This is a genomic window from Shewanella sairae, from assembly GCF_023283535.1.
GTDB classification, from domain to species: domain Bacteria; phylum Pseudomonadota; class Gammaproteobacteria; order Enterobacterales; family Shewanellaceae; genus Shewanella; species Shewanella sairae.
Map to the genome: position 1 here is coordinate 12488 of NZ_JAKILT010000023.1, position 19063 is coordinate 31550.

Below are 19063 nucleotides of genomic sequence, written 5' to 3' on the forward strand. Positions count from 1 at the left end.
GTCACAATTAACAAACGAATTTGAGATACATACAACATGACTGACATTAGCCCATTGTTTGCCGAAAACAGACACCATATCGATATTGAAGGCAGTCGCTTAAGTTATCTTGATATCGGTCAAGGTCCCGTTTTATTAATGGGTCACAGTTATTTATGGGACAGTGAAATGTGGGCACCACAAATCACTCATCTTAGCCAACATTATCGCTGTATTGTGCCTGATCTGTGGGGACATGGCTTTTCTGGCGAGGTACCTAAAAACTGCCGTAACTTACAACATATCGCAGCTCATATGCTAAGCCTAATGGATAGCTTAAAAGTAGAGTCGTTTTCAGTTGTCGGCCTATCTGTCGGCGCGATGTGGGGTGCAGAACTTGCGCTAAGTGCCCCTTCACGTGTTAATGCGCTTGTCATGTTAGGTAGTTTTATTGGATATGAACCGGAAATCACACGCGATAAATACTATGCCATGCTAGATGTGATTAAGGCCGAACAAACCGTCTCTGATAAAATCGCTCAAGCAATTACGCCACTGTTTTTTGCAGACAAGCCACAAGCTGAACTTGTTGCAACTTTTACCCAAAAGCTTGGAGGTTTTGACTCAAATAATATCGAGTCATTATACCAAGTTGGCAAGATGATTTTTGGTCGACGAGATACCATGGACGATGTTGAGATGCTAACGCTACCTTGCTTGATCATGACAGGGGTTGAAGATAAAGCACGTAGCGTACTAGAAGGTTATTTAATGCATGACGCAATAGATGGTAGCCAATATGTGCATATTCCACAGTGCGGCCATATCTCAACTCTAGAGCAGCCTGAGTTTATAAACACACGCTTATCGCAATTTTTATCGCAGGTGTAAACCTTTCTCGCAAGCTAAGAGTCTTCTTTATGTCGATTCTTAGCTGATTTAAGCCCTTCTACAAATAAACAGATTATACATCTTGGATTGCAGCCAAAAACACACTGGCAAGTAACATAGGAACCCAAGCTGCAACACATTTAACAAATACTTAAGATTACTTTTCTATACTACTGAATAGACCAGCAAGGCCAGTTAACAGTGTTAAACTTGCTTAGCTACGAGTGAATCTTAACTGACGAATAAATAAGAGCAGAATGAAACTACTAAAACCGCTTTTTGATAATAATCGCCGCTGGGCAGGTAGGATTCTAGAAGAAGATCCTAAATTTTTCGAACAACTTGCTAAACAGCAAAACCCTGAATACTTATGGATTGGCTGCTCAGATAGCCGTGTTCCATCAAATCAAATTATTGATTTGATGCCTGGTGAAGTTTTTGTTCACCGTAACATTGCCAATATGGTTATTCATACCGATCTTAACTGTTTATCTGTGCTGCAATATGCTGTCGAGGTTTTGAAAGTTAAGCATATTATGGTAGTTGGTCACTATGGCTGTGGTGGCATTAAAGCATCAATGGGTACTGATAGACTTGGGTTAATCGACAATTGGCTTGGCCATATTCGTGACATCTACCGTTTACACAAGTCTGATCTTGATAACATGGATGAAGATGAACGCTTTGATCGTTTATGCGAACTTAATGTTATGGAACAAGTTGCCAACGTAACCAGCACTACCATAGTTCAAGATGCTTGGGCACGTGGTCAAGAAGTTGCAGTTCACGGTTGGATCTACAGTGTAGAAAACGGTTTATTGTCTGATCTGGACGTTACCGTCAACAGCGAAACCTTTAATGAAGAAACTGAATAACCGCTTCTAAAAGCGCATAAAGGGACTAGACAAGTATCAACTTGGCTAGTCTTTTTTTTACCTAAAAATCCGAGTTCAACCTAGTTAGCTTACACTCAGATAATGCTCTTATTCGGCAAATTTAGTAGAGTTGATAAATTGCATATCAAGGATCTATGCTGTCTTTGGTTTTATACTTGATTCGACTGGGTTATCATCAAGCTGCAAATGCATTCTTGGCAATGTAGCTGTTTTCAATCTCTATACGTAATGAATTTTAGATTAGCATCACACTGTGCTTCAATCACGAAGCACAGCATATTTTTAAATAGGTAAATTGAATGAATGTAACCTTATTAATCCCTGCTCGTTACGGATCGAGCCGTTTTCCAGGTAAGCCATTAGCGCCAATTAATGGTAAGCCGATGATCCAGCATGTCTACGAGCGTGCAGCATTAGCAAAAGGGCTTAAAGATATCTATGTCGCGACCGATGACCAGCGTATTAAAAACGCTGTAGAAGGTTTTGGTGGCAAAGTGGTTATGACAAGCGCCGATGCTGCATCAGGCACTGACCGTATCGATGAAGCGATTTCAATTTTAGGTTTAGCAGACGATGATTTGGTTATTAATCTGCAAGGTGATCAGCCACTAATCGATCCTATCGTTATCGAGCAACTGGTGGGGTTATGTGAGCGTCATGCAGATGAATTCGATATGGCGACACTTGCGGTTGAGATCAAAGATGAAGTTCAACTTAATGATCCGAATCATGTAAAAGTGGTGTTTGATAATAATCATAACGCGTTGTATTTTTCCCGTGCACGAATCCCGTTTGGTCGAGATACCAGCGAGTACCCAGTGTATAAGCATATTGGGATCTACGCTTATAGCCGAAAGTTCATCCAAACATTTGCCAAATTACCATTAGGCCGTTTAGAAGAGCTTGAAAAGCTAGAACAACTGCGAGCACTTGAATATGGATACAAAATCAAAGTTGCCATCAGCGCATTCGATTTTCCAGAAGTTGATACCCCTGAAGATATTCGCATCTGTGAAGCACGACTCGGTATTGAATAAGCAATAAGGCGGGCTAAACGATGTCAAATCTTGAAGTTGGTATACTTATTTTATTAGTTGTAGGCATTATCGCTAGCAATCTCGCGGTATTAAAATACAGCGCGAAATTTAAAATGACCCAGTTTGGTAAAAAAGATCCTAAAGAGCTGCAACCTAAAAAGGATGCAGCCAAGAGTGATGAACAAAAATCTTCTAAAGCTGATGACCAATCGTAATTGTCCCTTTTAAAACGCTAATTATCATAAATCTGTGATTTTAAGTCACACATAAAAAAGGCGCTAAATGCGCCTTTTTCTATGCCCTGAGCCCTCCAATAAAGCCTTTGTTATTCAGCTAACTCTTTCTCAAGTTGTTTAGCTATCATCTCTGGAGAACCTGAGTTTTTAGCCAATAGCGAATACGCGACAGGGATAACAAACAAGGTGAAGAATGTCGCAAGCGTAATACCAGATAAGACAACAACACCGATCACAAAGCGGGTTTCAGCACCTGCGCCTTCAGCTAGGACTAATGGAATAGCACCCGCAGCAGTGGTGATCCCCGTCATCAGAATGGGTCTTAATCGCTGGCTCGAGGCTTGAATAATCGCTTGCTGAAACTCAATGCCTTTATCGCGTAGTTGATTGGCAAACTCAACAATCAAAATACCGTTCTTTGCCGCAAGCCCCACCAACATAATAATACCAATTTGGCTATAAATGTTAAGGGTCTGCCCTGTTGCCCAAAGCCCGATTAGCGCACCTAAAGTAGCTAGTGGTACAGTGAGCATTATCACCATAGGATGAATATAGCTTTCAAACTGCGCCGCAAGTACTAAAAATACAATCCCCAAGGCTAAGATAAACACAAAGTACATTGAGTTACCTGAGTCTTGATAATCCAAGGATTGACCTTTATAGCTGACTATCGCTTCAGCAGGCAGATACTCATGGGTCAAATCATTTAGGTAATCCAGTGCCTCACCTAAGCTATAACCATTGGCTAGGTTTGCCTCAATGGTAATTGCACGCATACGATTGTAACGATTTAACTGGCTAGCATCGGCAAATTCTTCCACATGCACCAAGTTTGATAACGGAATTAACTCCTTACTTCTGTCTGAGCGCACATAGATATTTTCTAAATCCGTTGCCGTATTTTGATTCTCGCGATTACCCTCAATAATCACATCGTATTCTTCACCGTCTCGCATAAAGGTGGTGACTAAACGGGAACCTAACATAGACTCTAGCGTACGACCAATATGCGATATTGATACCCCGAGATCCGATGCCCTATCTTTATCAATCACGACTCTAAGCTGTGGTTTGGTCTCGTTATAATCATGATCTAAACCAACAAGATTTGGATTTTCTTTGGCTTTTTCTATAATAATATCGCGCCATCTGGCAAGTTCTTCATAACTTGGTCCCCCTAGTACAAACTGTACTGGTTTACCCACGCCACGGCCAAAGGCTTGGCGCATGACAGGAAAAGCCCGAACCCCAGCAAGATCTGACAAGCGCCCTCTTATATCGCCAATGATTTCAAAAGCGCTGCGCCTTACCGCCCAATCCTCTAATACAATAATCGCCATACCATTAGAGAAATTAGCGCTGCGACCAAAGCCTCTTGGCGCGCGAATAAGTAAACGTTTAATTTCTCCCGCTTCTACAAGTGGCATTAAGCGGTTTTCAATCTCGTCCATATAAGACTCGATATACTCAAAGCTTGCCCCTTGAGGGCCATTAACGATTAAGAACATAGAGCCGCGATCTTCGCGTGGTGCAAATTCTTGTGGTACTTCTTTAGCCAAAAATGCACTGCTAACAAGGGCTATCAAGATAAGTGAAGAGACTAGATAAGGGTGTGCCATCGCCCGGCGTAAAACTTGACGATAAGCATGGGAAAGCTTGTCCATCCCCGCATCGATTTGTCTCACTAACCAAGGATCTTGTGACGAGGGTTTTAACACTTTCGAGCACATCATAGGGCTAAGTGTTAATGCCACAATACTTGAAAAAATAACCGCGGCGCTCATGGCAACCGCGAACTCTTTAAATAGCTTACCTAAATCGCCCTCTAAGAAAGTGATAGGCATAAACACAGCCACCAACACTAACGTTGTGGCTACAACCGCAAAAGCCACTTCACGAGAGCCCAAATACGCAGCCTTTAATGGAGAGTCGCCCTCTTCTATGCGTCTATGAATGTTTTCAAGCACAACGATCGCATCATCTACCACCATACCAATGGCTAAGATCATCGCCAAAAGCGTAAGTAAGTTAATGGTGTAACCTAAAGCAAATAATACAATAAAGGTTGCCATTAACGAGACCGGCACAGTCAGAGCGGGGATCAACATCGCACGCACACTGCCAAGGAACAGGTAAATCACCACGATGACGAGGAACATTGCGATAAACAATGTCTGATACACTTCTTTAACTGACGCTTCAATAAATACCGAGCTGTCGTAAGAGCGTTTAATCTCCATGCCCGCTGGCAATGTTGGATTGATTTGATCAACGAGCTTATTTGCAGCACGCGCAACATCCAGTGTATTAGCGGTTGACTGCTTAGATACCCCCAAGCCAATCATAGATTCACGGTTACCTCTAAAGGTAATTCGCTCCTCTTCTGATCCAATTTCTACTTTGGCGACATCACCTAGCTTAATCAGGTAACCGTCGTCACCTTCAGCTAAAACTAAGTTGGCAAAGTCATCTGAGGTCTTAAAGCTACGCTCTAAACGCACGGTAAAGTGACGCTCTTTTGATTCAACACTACCAGCGGGCAGTTCAACGTTTTCAGAGCGAAGTGCAGACTCAATATCAGCTACGGTTAAGTTTCGAGCAGCTAAAGCTTGTCTATCAATCCAAACCCGCATGGCATAAACCTTACCTCCACCTAAGCGCATATTGGCAACACCATCGATAACCGAAAAACGATCAATCAAATAACGACGAGCATAATCGGTTAGTTGCAGTGTGGTCATTTGATCGGATACCAGATTGAGCCACATGATCACTTCGTCGCCACCATTGGCTTTTTGTACTTCTGGTGGATCGGCCTCTTCTGGTAAATTATTGAGTAAACCAGACACTCGGTCACGTACATCATTAGCTGCCGCTTCAATATCGCGGCCAACATCAAATTCTAAGGTGACATTCGAGCGGCCATCACTGCTCGATGAGCTGATGTGTTTAATACCTTCTACACCACTAATTCTATCTTCAACTAATTGCGTAATTCGGCTTTCAACCACAGCAGCACTCGCGCCGCGGTAATTAGTTTGAATCGATACCACTGGCGGATCGATATTGGGATATTCCCTTAATGGCAATTTCTCGAATGCCACTAAACCAAAAACAATCAATAAAATACTGATAACTGAAGCGAATACCGGTCGCTTTACCGAAAGATCAGTTAAAATCATACAACAGGCTCCACACTTGCCTGCTTAAGAAAACTAAAGCGCTCACTAAAAGTCACTTTAACCTTGTCACCTGGTCGTACTTTAAGAATTCCACGAATAATAATTTGTTCGTTAAGATCAACGCCATCAGTTATCTCAACCCATCCACGTTTTCGTAAGCCCAATGTCACTTGCTTCTGTTCAACAACGCTTTCGTCATTAACCCAATAAACATAATGCCTATCTTGAATTGGGATGATGGCAGATTCTGGTAAAATCAACGCGTCTCGGCTGGTTTTAATCAGCTTGACCTTCATCAACATCCCTGGCAATAAACGTTGTTTAGGATTGGGGATCTCTGCTCTTACAATAACTGCGCGAGTTTTTGGGTTAATACGACTATCGATTGACACCACTTTGCCTTCAAATACTTCACCGTCAAACGCAACAGCTGTTGCTTCAACTTTTTTACCTAAGGCTAAGGATTGTAAAAAACGTTCTGGTACAGAGAAATCTAATTTAATAACCGAGATATCATCTAATGTAGTAATAGCGTTACCAGGAGAGACCAAAGCGCCGACACTGACTTGTCGTAACCCTAACGCACCAGAGAATGGCGCCGTAATGCGCCTGTCACTTAATGCCGATTCTGCCTGTGCAAGTTCGGCTTTGGCGGTATCAATCAATGTTTGTAAACGGTCGCGTTCAAGTTCAGCAATGGTTTGGCTGGTAACGAGTGTTCTAATTCGCTCAAGTTCACGTTGATGATCTTTAACTTTCACCTTAGCGACAGTGACGCGAGCACGTTGCTCACTGTCTTGTAATTGCACTAACAATCGGTCTTTGTTAACTAAGTCGCCGTCATTGAAGTTAACTTGAGTAACAACTTCGGTGACTTTCGGCGTAACAGTAATCGATTCGTTCGCTTTGCTAGTCCCAAGCGCTTCGACTTCATCACGAATAGGTTCCATTGAGGCCTTAGTGACCACCACATTAGGTGTCGGGCGTGACTTTTTTGCTTGTTTAACGGGGGATTGCTGAGAATAGTAGTACCCACCAGCAAGGAGGAGTATCGCGACAATTATTATTATTTTTTTCATGGATGCCTTCACCAACTACTTTAATTGTCGTTAGTTTACCTAGACATAACTTTGCTTCAATACGTTTTACTTTTTCTTACAAATGACACATTTCAGTCACACACCAAATTATTAATTATGTACGCTACTTAGAGAGAACAACTCAATTGAATTGATTGCCAATAGCACATGATTTCAGCTTAAATCTCTACGCAAGATGAACATATCGAGTATTAAATAAAGCAGCTAAGACTAACTGCAAAGCAAAGTTTGTTTTACAAACTTTGAAGGATAAAAATGTAGGAGCAGCTTCAACAAGTTGAAGCTTTATAAAGACTGCGAGGGATTATTAGAGCTTATTGCTTTCTAGCAAAATTGGGATGTAAAAAAACCAGCTCAATGGCTGGTTTAATTACATGTTCTAGAGAAGATGGTACCCGTGGCCAGACTTGAACTGGCACGCCTGATTTCAATCAAGAATGCGAGGGATTGTTAAAATCACTTTATCCCAGATACAAAAAAGCCCCCGCTTGATACGGAGGCTTTAATGATGGTACCCGTGGCCAGACTTGAACTGGCACTCTTTATCAGCGAGGCGTCTGTTATAAAAAACAAATCCCTTGTTTTAATAAGCTACACATACAAAAAAGCCTCCGCACGTTAATGCAGAGGCCTTAATGATGGTATCCGTGGCCAGAATGAGCATGGACGCCTGATTTCAATGAAGAGTGCGAGTTTTTTTAAAATCCACTTCACCCCAGATACAAAAAAGCCCCCGCTTGATGCTTAGGCTTTAATGATGGTACCCGTGGCCAGACTTGAACTGGCACTCTTTATCAGCGAGGCGTCTGTTATAAAAAACAAATCCCTTGTTTTAATAAGCTACACATACAAAAAAGCCTCCGCACGTTAATGCAGAGGCCTTAATGATGGTACCCGTGGCCAGGCATGAGCATGCACGCCTTACTTTGTGGAGAGCGCGAGGGATTTTTTAATCACCTCAAATTTCAGACGTAAAAAAACCAGCTCTAGGCTGGTTTAGTCACTCTTCATAAGAAGATGGTACCCGTGGCCAGACTTGAACTGGCACGCTTATTCAGCGAGGGATTTTAAATCCCTTGTGTCTACCGATTCCACCACACGGGCAAACTCTTTGACTCTGACGATACATATTGTCGGTATCAATATTGCCTAACCTTAATATGGTTAAACTCATCAAACTCTTATTCTTTATAACCATCATAACTTTAAGAAGTTATGGAGGCGCGACCCGGAGTCGAACCGAGATCGACGGATTTGCAATCCGCAGCATAGCCATTCTGCCATCGCGCCATATTGAGTAAATTGGAGCGACATATCGGGTTCGAACCGATGACCTATACCTTGGCAAGGTATCGCTCTACCAACTGAGCTAATGTCGCCTTTCAATTTAATCTGTTTTCAAGTTGATGCTTAGTGCGCTTCCCCTTGACTACGAGATGGCATTCTACCGATTAATTACCAAGAGTCAACGCTATAATTATCGATAAATGACTGTTTGCTTGCTTATTGCCCTCTTCGCTGTTTTTACAAACTATTCTGCAGTTAAATCTTTCCAAGCGGCCAAAATATAACTCATCATTGACCATAGTGTGAGAACAGCTGCGACATAAAACAGTGCAAAAGCAACATAAGTTGAAAACTCGTTCGGTTGCCAAATTAATCCTGTAATCGCCACCATCTGTGCCGCAGTTTTATATTTGCCAATCCAAGATACGGCTACCGCACCTCTTTTACCTATTTCAGCCATCCACTCACGCAATGCCGAAATAACAATTTCACGGCCGATCATAATCAAGGCTGGCAATGTTAACCATATATCGCCATATTCGGAGATCAATAAGACTAAAGCAGTCGTCACCATAATCTTATCTGCAACCGGGTCAAGAAACGCACCAAATCGAGTCGACTGCTTTAATTTACGAGCAGCATAACCGTCTAGCGCATCAGTAACCGCGGCTAACCAAAAGACAAATGCCGAAGCAAAAGGAGACCAGGGTTCTGGTATATAAAAAAGCACAACAAAAACAGGTAACAGTAATAACCTGAAAAGTGTTAACGCAATAGGAATGTTAAACGGCATTATAGGACCTATTAGTCAAAAGCAGCGCCAATCTTGCCTTAATTTTGCTACCCTCGCAATGCATCATGTATCGTTTGTGCCATTTCTAAGCTAATACCGGGCACTTTTACCAATTCAGACACACTTGCCCCTTTGACTTCTTGTATTCCGCCTAAATATTGCAGTAAAGCTTTGCGTCTTTTAGGGCCGACACCAGCAATGGATTCCAAGGTTGAAGTATTGCGGGTTTTCTGACGTTTGTTTCTGTGACCAGTAATCGCAAATCGATGCGATTCATCACGAATATGTTGAATGAGGTGCAAAGCACCGGAATCTGCAGGTAAAGTAAACGACTCTTCGTTCTCACCGTAAATCAAGGTTTCTAAGCCAGGCTTACGCCCCTCGCCTTTTGCAACGCCTATTAAGGTTGGGGCATTATCGATAGCAACAAATTTTTCATCAACTACCTTTTGCGCGATCCGCAGTTGGCCTATGCCACCATCGATAAACAGGATATCAGGGATCTTGCCCTTATCGGTTATCTTATCAAAACGTCGACTGATAGCTTGTTTCATTGCAGCATAGTCATCACCACCAGTGATCCCAGTGATGTTATATCGACGATAATCTGCTTTGCTGGGCCCTTCTCTATTAAATACCACACAAGATGCAACCGTGCTTTCGCCCATAGTATGACTAATGTCAAAACATTCCATTCTTTGAATTTTATTACTGGCTTCGATAGCCTCTTCCAATAATAAGAAGCGTTGCTCAACAGTATTTTTGTGTGATAAACGGGTGTTTACTGCATTGGTTGCGTTGGTTAACGCTAGGCGTAAAAAGCTAGCTCTCTCGCCACGGACCTGAGTTTTTATCTCGACTTTTTTATTTTGTGCAGCTTGAATCGCAACCGCTAATTGATCTTGTTCTTCAAACGCTTCGCTAATTAAAATCTCTTTAGGCGTTAGACGCTGGCTATCTGCATTTAAGTAAAACTGCAACATAAACGCACGCAATACTTCCGTAACTTCAGTATCTACAGGGACTTTAGGGTAATAACTGCGGCTACCGAATATTTTACCTTCACGAATAAAAAGTAGGTGAAAGCAAGCCACGCCCGAAGCGTAGTAAGCACCTATCACATCCATATCACCAGACGCATTAGAGACTTCTTGTTGCTCAGAAACCCTTCGTAAGGCCGTAATTTGATCCCGGTAAAGCGCCGCTTGTTCATAGGCCATATCAGCAGCGGCTTGTTCCATCTTTGCCACTAGTACTGACATGACCTGATTGTTCTTACCTTTTAAGAATAATGTCGCGAGCCTCACTTGCTCTTGATAATCCTCAATCGTCACCATATCTACACAGGGAGCTGAGCAACGGCCTATTTGGTATTGTAAACAAGGACGAGAACGTGATTTGTAATAAAGGTCGTCACACTGCCTGATAGGAAAGATTTTTTGCATCAAATGCAAGCTTTCACGTACCGCACCACCATTTGGATAAGGGCCAAAATACTGGCCTTTGTCACGCTTTGGACCTCGATGATAAGCTAGACGTGGATGCTTATGATTACTCAGTAAAATATAAGGGTAAGACTTGTCATCTCGAAGCAATACATTGTACTTAGGCATGTATTGCTTGATGTAATCATTTTCTAAAATAAGTGCGTCGGTTTCACTATGGGTGACAGTGACGTCGATGTTGGCAATATGAGAAACCAGCGCCCGAGTTTTAACATTAGCGAGGTTTTTACGAAAATAGGACGATAAACGCTTTTTTAGATCTTTTGCTTTGCCCACATAAATGACCGCATCCTTGGCATCGTACATACGATATACACCAGGTGATGAAGTCACTGTTTTTAAGAAATGATCCGCATTAAATTGTTCAGGCATAAACCGTTCGATATAAAGTTAAAATTGTCCGGTATCGAGCATTTTATATCTAATCGCTAAACGCGTCAGCTCGACGTCGCCGCCAATACCTAATTTAGCGAATAGTCGATAGCGATAACTATTTACTGTTTTTGGACTTAAGTTTAGCTGCTCGGAGATTTCGCTTACTTTCTCACCATTAGTGATCATCAACATGATTTGCAATTCACGCTCAGATAGTGACTTAAACGGATTTTCTTCTGACTGATTAAATTGGCTTAAAGCCATCTGCTGTGCAATTTCGGGAGAGAGATAACGTTGTCCATGCGCGACTTGGCGAATGGCCTGCAATACTTCTGGCGAGGTGGCACCTTTGGTCAGGTATCCCGAAGCGCCCGCTTGCATAACTTTAGTTGGGAAAGGATCTTCAGTATGTATGGTTAGTACAATGATTTTAGCGTGAGCTTGAAAACGTAAAATTTTACGTGTGGCTTCTAAACCACCGATCCCGGGCATATTCATGTCCATTAAAATGACATCGGCTTCGTTCTTACGACACCACTGCACGGCAGTCTCGCCATCTCCAGCTTCACCGACCACTTTGATGCCACGCTCGTCTTCGAGGATCCGTCTAATACCAGTTCTAACTAACTCATGGTCATCAACTAAATATACAGAGATCAAAGTTGCTATACCTTTATATGCCCAATTCTGCTTTTCTTAAGTTTATAAGAAATGAGAATTAAAAATGTTATAAAGGTTAATTTATCGCATATATGGACATATAGAAAGGAAAATATCCCCAAACAACCAAAGACCCAAACTATTTTAACCAATAAAAACAATTAGTTAAGGTTTGGAAAGCAAAAAGGCAGCCCTATAGGCTGCCTTTTCTAAATATGGCGGAGAGATAGGGATTTGAACCCTAGATGGGCTATAAACCCATGCCGGTTTTCAAGACCGGTGCATTCGACCACTCTGCCATCTCTCCGAACGCTGTAGATATTATGCGTTTCCATTATTGTTGTAAACCTCTTTGCTTCAAAAAATAGGTGCAGGCTTCTCGTTCGCGTAATATTCAACCTAATAACCTCGAGGTATTAGGTCTGTCTGCATAATTTGCCTATTTTCGTCATTAAAGAAGTTATACCGTTATCTAGCAAAGCAAAGTGAAAATTGTGCTAATATCATCCCACTAAAAATAGCCATGCACTTATATGAACTCAAACGTTATTCCTGCGTCAGCACTTATTCCTAGTTTTACTCTGCCAACTAAACAGGTATTTTCACCAAGCGCAACAGCCAATTTGCTTAGCCAAGAACGCACTATAGATGCGTTTAACATGTTGTGCGCTACCGAAAATCAGCATTTATATTTGGCTGAGTATTTTGGCTGCAACCGCAAGCGTACAATAGAGTCATTAGTTGAACAACATGGCGAGTTTCCTAAAGTAAGTCTGATACTTAATAGTGATAAGCAGGCTAAATGGCAAGCAGAAACCAGCGAAGGTCCAGTACTCGCCGTTAAGCAGCATAACTATCAGTACCTGTCTGGCACTATACGTAAAACAGACTTAATTGGCCGTTATGATCCGATAAGTGACCACTATGAGCCAGGGTTATTCGCCAGTTGCCATTGCTTATTTATCTGTGCTGACTCTTTATGGAAAAGAGAGCCATTATGGGATCTTTTACTGGAAACGCTTGATAAGCAATCATACCTAGCACATTCGAAGCTGCCTACTTTACCGTTACAGTGCAAAATCATTTTAATCGGTTCAAGCCATCAATATGGCAGTTGCTGGTTGGGTGAGCCAAGTTTTTCAAGACATTTTCCATTACTTGGTGAACTTATCAATGAAATGGATTTAACCGAACATTCGATTATTGATTATTGCCAATGGCTAGCAGGTATTTTTACTGACCTGAATGTCAAACTAGATAGCGATGCCCTAACGTTATTATTGCAATTTAGCGCTAAGTTGGCAGATCACCAACAACGTTTAAGCTTAATGAGTACTAATATTGAACATTTGTTAGCGCAAGCAAAAGCTTATGCTAAAAGCGAACAAATTACTGAACAAGCATTAGCGCAAAGCATTGATATGAGCAATCAACGTCATAATGCTTCAGAGCGATTATCTGAGCAAAATTTTGATGATTTGTTTATCAACTTACCTACACAAGATGAAGTCGTTGGTCAGATTAATGGATTGACAGTTATTGAAAATGCCGAGTTCAGCTATGGCGAGCCTGCTCGCATTACTGCGTCAGTTCATTATGGCGATGGTGAAGTTGCAGATATTGAGCGAAAGTCTGAATTAGGCGGTAACATTCACGCTAAGGGTATGATGATTCTTTCAGCCTGCCTTTATCGCATTTTTGGTAAAGATGCCCCACTTCACTTAAATGCCAATATTGTTTTTGAGCAGTCCTATCAAGAAATTGATGGTGACAGTGCCTCGCTTGCTGAGTATTGCTGTCTAATTTCAGCTATATCAGAAAAGCCAATTAATCAAAGCCTTGCGGCAACAGGTGCTATTGACCAATTTGGTAATGTCCAAGCGATTGGCGGTGTAAACGAAAAAATTGAAGGCTTCTTTAAACTTTGTAAGCGTCGTGGCTTAACTGGTAATCAGGGTGTCATAATTCCTTGTTCTAATATGCAACAGCTCAATCTTCATCAAGACGTCATTAACGCGGTCAATGACGGTCTATTTACGCTTTATCAAGTAAAGCATATAGACGAAGCAGTAGAGATCTTAATGCAAACACCTGCGGGTGACGCTGATGAGAATAACCAATTCCCAGATGATTCACTCTACGGATTGGTTCAATCACGCCTAGAAAGCCTTGCCGGTTATCAAGATGAAGAAGAACGTAGTTTTTTTGGGAGACTTATCGACAAATTGCGATTTTCTAGCTGATCGGAGTTGTTTAGCGTACACGTGTTCGCTAACCTTGGCAGCTCAAATTGCTGGAGTATAAAAAATAATGAGTTACGCAAACAGTTTTACTAAAGAAGATCTTGTTGCCTGTGGACTTGGCAAATTATTCGAACCGAATTCGCCGAGACTACCAAAAGACAATATGTTGATGATCGACCGAGTATTAAAAATAAATGCAGACGGTGGTGAATTCGGAAAAGGTGAAATTGTTGCAGAACTCGATATCAATCCAGATCTATGGTTCTTTGACTGCCATTTTGCAGGTGATCCTGTTATGCCTGGCTGCTTAGGCTTAGATGCTATGTGGCAACTAGTAGGCTTCTTTTTAGGTTGGGAAGGCGCATTAGGCAAAGGACGAGCATTAGGTGTCGGCGAAGTTAAATTTACCGGGCAAGTATTGCCTGAAGCCAAAAAAGTGACTTATAAATTAACGATAAAGCGCAAGGTATATCGTAAATTGGTAATGGGCATCGCCGATGCAACAATGGAAGTTGACGGCCGTGAAATCTATAGCGCTAAAGATCTTAAAGTAGGCATCTTTACAGACACTACGAGTTTTTAAGGTATCGCGCTTAATAAAATGCCCTCTAACTATAGATAATAAATTAGAGGGCAAAAATGCTGCAAAAATCTAGTGCTAAAATCTAACTTTTCTTAGAATGGCTGAGTGTTATTTATTAAATAATCCACTCACACGCCCGTCAATGCCTTCACGCCATCCGCCAAGCCATTGTGATTTTGAATCAAGTGTCGAATACGGACAGATCTCCTTCGAACGGCCACCAATCCCAGCTTGAAAACCTTTTGAAAAAGCTCTATCTAGTCGATCTCTTTTTTGTCTTTTCATGCAAGCATCCTCTATTCAATAACGAAAGAAGCTATCGCTTCACCTTCATTGATAAAGCTTTTTGAAGTAGAGATCAATCCCCAAAAGCGCTCATTCACATGGTTATTTTTTAAGCTATTGAGAATCATTACAAAATTATTGCAAAAAAAATCGAGGCATTTGCCTCGATTTCTATTGAGATAAGCAGTTACTTAAATTTCCGTCTAAACCAGAGTAACGGTAAAGCAAACAACCAAGCAAAACTCGCTGCACCTTTACGCTCATAATTAGCATTACTATCGTCGTCATCAACTACTGTACAAGCTTCTGCGCCTGCAGAGCTAGAAGGCTTTAAAACCACCATTCTTGGTAAGAAAGCCGTTACAGGGTTACCATTCCCATCTAATACAAATAGTGGTAAGCCATTATCTCCAATGACTAAATTACCATTCGCATCTATCTGATAAGATGGCTTACGAATAAATGCCGTTCCGACAATCGTACCGTCTTCATTAATGCTATTGGCTTCGACTACAACAATTTCTGTTTCATACTCAAGCGGTGAACCACCCTCTGGATTTGGTACGGTAACTTTATTGCGCTGCCAGTTACCCTCCGCATCTTTCTTGTAGCCTTTTGACTCACAGGTCAGTAAGTTGTTTAAGTTATTAAACTCATCTGCGGCGATATCATAAAGGAAGCCAGCCTTGGGGCGTGGCTTCTCTTTATCGTGAGTGGTTTCAATATAACCAACTACTTGGCCTTTGTTATTAATCGCACGTCCACGACTACTTAAATCTGACGTCGCGTTATAAAAATCATTTGGCGTAACAAGTGGTGTTTCAGGGTTCTTAGTATCAAAGTAAAAGAACTTATCACGACGATAGCCGTCGATGTATTTATTATAACTACCAACTAAAATGCCATCGTCATTGATGCCGTAAGCTATTGATGAATAGACATCTCTCGCCTCATCCACATTAACCCAATTATATTTGTACTCGCCTGTAGACTCATCCTTAACCCAATAAGCAGCGTCATAATACAGTCTATCTTTATCATTATTTCGATAAACATAAGAGCGACCGGCAATAACACCTTGATCGTTTAAGCCCAGCGCCTGCGCAGTGTATACAGCCTCATTTGTGACTTCTAGACCTAGCGGCAGCTCTGTACCTTCACCAATAACGGCATTGGTAGCGCTATCGTACTGCCAAACATAACCACGGATCTGATATTGAATGTCACTATAGCCATATTGATTTGGAAACTGAGCTGACTGGATGCAGATATCTTGTGGAGCAGTCTCGCTATCATTGGTCACACAGGAATTAATAATATTGGCACTGTTTTCACTGATTGCCGTACTCGCATAACCTGCAACTAAGCCTGAATTGTTTACAGCGGTAGCACTTGAGATCCCGCCAACCGTTATTTGCTGCTCGTCATCACCATTTTTATATGGGTAAACGCTATAAGGAGGGAGAAGTGGGATTTCAGCTTCACTTTGGCCCTTTTTAACAAAACCACGTTGCTCATACTCACGATAATACCAATCAGTTTGGGTATCACTGCTACCGCTATAATCAATAGTTTGTTCAGGAGCTGACATAGCACCGACTCTAACGCCATCATCGTTAATGCCATAGAAAAAAGCATCCACAGAATTAACTGTAGCGTCATCTGTAGGCAGAGATGGTGGCGTGGTGTTATTCACACTCTCGAAAGTCGGTTCCCATGCATTACCAATCGAGTTAAAGGTAAAGTTGTTAGCGATAATCGGCAAATTAACCGAATATGAAATAATCTCTGAATCAGCTACACCGTCTTCAATATCAATGACGCCATCATCGTCTTCAGAAACCGTCAGCTTCTTCTTACCCTTTGCGACAGCAACACTTTGATCATGAATATTGACGGCCATACCATAACCGTTACGAGTATTTTCAATTGTACCATTCAGATCGTAACTATCATCGATGTTAATAATTTCATAAACAGGTGCAGCCTGCACACCTTGAAGTACGCTTATAACGCCAACAGCAACTAACGATAGGGTTTTATCCAACTTAAACTTCATTAACTCGCTTCCTATTTCTTATTTTTAGCTTACTTCAATGACTCGAGCTCTTCCCATCGCTCAAAGCAACTTTCAAGCTGGCTTTCCTTGTCAGACAAAGCTTGTAAGTTTTCATTCACTATTTTTTGTTCTTGAGAGTAAAACTCTGGCGAACTGACAATCGCTTGAAGAGCTTCAAGTTCTTGTTCTAATTGTTCCATTAACGCTGGTAAAGACTCTAACTCACGCTGTAATTTGTAAGAAAGCTTTTTCTCTACTTTTTTCTCAACCTTTGGCTGTGGAGCAGGCTTGGCCTCTACCACTGGAGCTTGGACAGCGTTTATTGACTGAGGTTCCTCAGAATAAAATCTAGCACCTTGTGAGACTGCATCTTCGTAGCCACCAACATACTCGCTCCAACCACCATTACCTGTAAACCACCAGCTGCTTGTTACCGTATTATCGATAAATGCTCTATCGTGACTAACAAGCAATAACGTACCTTTATAGTCAGCAAGCAAAGACTCTAACAACTCTAAGGTCTCAATATCAAGATCGTTTGTTGGTTCATCGAGAATAATTAAATTTGCAGGCCTCAGTAATAAACGCGCAAGTAACAATCTGTTTTTCTCGCCTCCAGATAGTGCTTTAACTGGCGTTCTGGCACGCATTGGCGAGAATAAGAAATCTTGTAGATAACTTAAAATATGTCTATCTTGACCATTAATAGTGACGGTCTTTTTACCATCGCCAACGTTATCTTCAACCGTTTTTTCAGGATCTAAGGCTTCACGATATTGGTCAAAGTATGCGATTTCGAGCTTGGTACCCACTTTGACTGAACCTGATTGCGCTTCAAGCTGGCCAATAAGCAGTTTCACTAAAGTTGATTTACCACAGCCGTTTGGCCCAATTAACGCTATTCGGTCACCGCGCATAACTGTAGAACTGAAGTTTTTAACTAAGTTTTTCTCAGGTAAGTTGTATTCTAAGTTTTCAATATCAAAAACCAGTTTACCTGAGCGATCTGTATCAGCAACCGCCATTTTAGCGCCGCCTTGGCGATTAAGACGTGCCATACGCTCGACACGCAAATCTTTAAGGGCACGTACACGGCCTTCATTACGGGTACGTCGAGCCTTAACACCTTGACGGATCCAAGCTTCTTCTTCGGCTAACTTTTTGTCAAAATGTGCATTTTGTTCCGCTTCTACGCGCAACCATTCAGCTTTTCCATCTAAGTATGTTTGGTAATTACCAGGCCAAGAGGTCACAACGCCGCGATCTAAATCGACAATACGCGTAGCCATACGTTGAATAAAGCCACGGTCGTGACTGACAAACACAATCGCGCCGCGGTAGCTGAGTAGGAATTGCTCTAGCCACTCAATGGTATCGATGTCTAAGTGGTTCGTTGGTTCATCTAACAACAGTAAATCAGGTTCGCTTACCAATGAGCGTGCTAAAGCAACTTTACGTTGCCAACCACCTGATAATTCAGAAAGAGGTGCATCGGCATCAAGACCAAGTAACTCACAGTTTTGGTTAATGCGATTATCCAATTGCCATCCATTCAAATGGTCAATATCTTCTTGCAAACGCTCCATCTGCTTTAGCATGCGCTCCATTTCATCTGGATTTGCAGTGCCGACATCATGAGACAGTTGATGGTAACGCTCGAGCTTTTCACCTACTTCTTTTAATCCCGCGGCGATATAAGCATAAACAGTGCCTTTTTCCGCTTTAGGCGGATCCTGTTGTAAGCGACTTACTTTAACGTCAGTAGCGATATTGAACTCGCCTTCATCAAGCAGCACATCGCCACTTAAAATCTTCATTAAACTCGACTTACCTGCACCATTGCGACCAACAATACAAACGCGCTCACCAGGTTCGATGGTGAAATCAGCATTTTTCAACAAAGGTGTATAGCCATAGGCTAAAGAGCCGTTATTAATACGTACGAGACTCAA

14 protein-coding genes and 4 tRNA genes are annotated in these 19063 nt (G+C 41.8%); 6 read left to right on the plus strand and 12 right to left on the minus strand.

Going from position 1 to position 19063, the window contains the following annotated elements:
• Window positions 1-36 precede the first annotated feature (36 nt).
• From L2748_RS11230 to L2748_RS11245, 4 genes are all read left to right on the plus strand, one after another.
• Complete coding sequence (locus L2748_RS11230; protein ID WP_220781860.1) at window positions 37-870, plus strand: alpha/beta fold hydrolase; 834 nt, start codon at window positions 37-39, stop codon at window positions 868-870.
• A 257-nt stretch (window positions 871-1127) separates the two neighbouring features.
• On the plus strand, window positions 1128-1745 hold the full coding sequence (gene can, locus L2748_RS11235; protein ID WP_220781859.1) for a carbonate dehydratase: 618 nt from the start codon (window positions 1128-1130) through the stop codon (window positions 1743-1745).
• 320 nt (window positions 1746-2065) lie between these two features.
• Window positions 2066-2803, plus strand: coding sequence for a 3-deoxy-manno-octulosonate cytidylyltransferase (gene kdsB / locus L2748_RS11240; protein WP_220781858.1), 738 nt, complete (start codon window positions 2066-2068; stop codon window positions 2801-2803).
• 20 nt (window positions 2804-2823) lie between these two features.
• Window positions 2824-3018, plus strand: coding sequence for a DUF2897 family protein (locus L2748_RS11245; protein ID WP_220781857.1), 195 nt, complete (start codon window positions 2824-2826; stop codon window positions 3016-3018).
• 110 nt (window positions 3019-3128) lie between these two features.
• On the opposite strand, the gene L2748_RS11250 is transcribed toward L2748_RS11245, so the two are convergent.
• The 9 genes from L2748_RS11250 to L2748_RS11290 all read right to left on the minus strand — a co-directional run bounded on the left by L2748_RS11250 (window position 3129) and on the right by L2748_RS11290 (window position 12248).
• Window positions 3129-6221, minus strand: coding sequence for an efflux RND transporter permease subunit (locus L2748_RS11250; RefSeq protein WP_220781856.1), 3093 nt, complete (start codon window positions 6219-6221; stop codon window positions 3129-3131).
• Window positions 6218-7300: an efflux RND transporter periplasmic adaptor subunit gene (locus tag L2748_RS11255; protein ID WP_220781855.1), complete on the minus strand. Its 1083-nt coding sequence runs from the start codon at window positions 7298-7300 to the stop codon at window positions 6218-6220. The genes L2748_RS11250 and L2748_RS11255 overlap by 4 nt, the downstream gene beginning before the upstream one ends.
• A gap of 1039 nt (window positions 7301-8339) precedes the next feature.
• Window positions 8340-8425 (minus strand) — tRNA-Leu (locus L2748_RS11260).
• A 112-nt stretch (window positions 8426-8537) separates the two neighbouring features.
• A tRNA-Cys gene (locus L2748_RS11265) sits at window positions 8538-8611 on the minus strand.
• A gap of 13 nt (window positions 8612-8624) precedes the next feature.
• A tRNA-Gly gene (locus tag L2748_RS11270) sits at window positions 8625-8700 on the minus strand.
• 152 nt (window positions 8701-8852) lie between these two features.
• Complete coding sequence (gene pgsA, locus L2748_RS11275; RefSeq protein ID WP_220781854.1) at window positions 8853-9401, minus strand: CDP-diacylglycerol--glycerol-3-phosphate 3-phosphatidyltransferase; 549 nt, start codon at window positions 9399-9401, stop codon at window positions 8853-8855.
• Window positions 9402-9448: 47 nt separating this feature from the next.
• On the minus strand, window positions 9449-11278 hold the full coding sequence (gene uvrC, locus L2748_RS11280) for an excinuclease ABC subunit UvrC (protein ID WP_220781853.1): 1830 nt from the start codon (window positions 11276-11278) through the stop codon (window positions 9449-9451).
• An 18-nt stretch (window positions 11279-11296) separates the two neighbouring features.
• Window positions 11297-11941, minus strand: a complete 645-nt coding sequence (gene uvrY, locus L2748_RS11285) for a UvrY/SirA/GacA family response regulator transcription factor (protein ID WP_012277434.1) — start codon at window positions 11939-11941, stop codon at window positions 11297-11299.
• A gap of 216 nt (window positions 11942-12157) precedes the next feature.
• Window positions 12158-12248, minus strand: a tRNA-Ser gene (locus L2748_RS11290).
• Window positions 12249-12474: 226 nt separating this feature from the next.
• Here L2748_RS11290 and L2748_RS11295 point away from each other — a divergent pair.
• Entirely contained in the window at window positions 12475-14184 is a 1710-nt protein-coding gene (locus L2748_RS11295) for a S16 family serine protease (RefSeq protein ID WP_220781852.1), read from the plus strand.
• Window positions 14185-14251: 67 nt separating this feature from the next.
• On the plus strand, window positions 14252-14767 hold the full coding sequence (gene fabA, locus L2748_RS11300) for a bifunctional 3-hydroxydecanoyl-ACP dehydratase/trans-2-decenoyl-ACP isomerase (RefSeq protein WP_220781851.1): 516 nt from the start codon (window positions 14252-14254) through the stop codon (window positions 14765-14767).
• A gap of 108 nt (window positions 14768-14875) precedes the next feature.
• On the opposite strand, the gene rmf is transcribed toward fabA, so the two are convergent.
• From rmf to L2748_RS11315, 3 genes are all read right to left on the minus strand, one after another.
• Window positions 14876-15052, minus strand: a complete 177-nt coding sequence (rmf, locus tag L2748_RS11305; RefSeq protein WP_220781850.1) for a ribosome modulation factor — start codon at window positions 15050-15052, stop codon at window positions 14876-14878.
• 187 nt (window positions 15053-15239) lie between these two features.
• Window positions 15240-17111, minus strand: a complete 1872-nt coding sequence (locus L2748_RS11310) for a DUF3466 family protein (protein ID WP_220781849.1) — start codon at window positions 17109-17111, stop codon at window positions 15240-15242.
• Between the two features lie 29 nt (window positions 17112-17140).
• A complete protein-coding gene (locus tag L2748_RS11315) occupies window positions 17141-19063 on the minus strand; it encodes an ABC transporter ATP-binding protein (protein ID WP_220781848.1) in 1923 nt (640 codons plus the stop codon).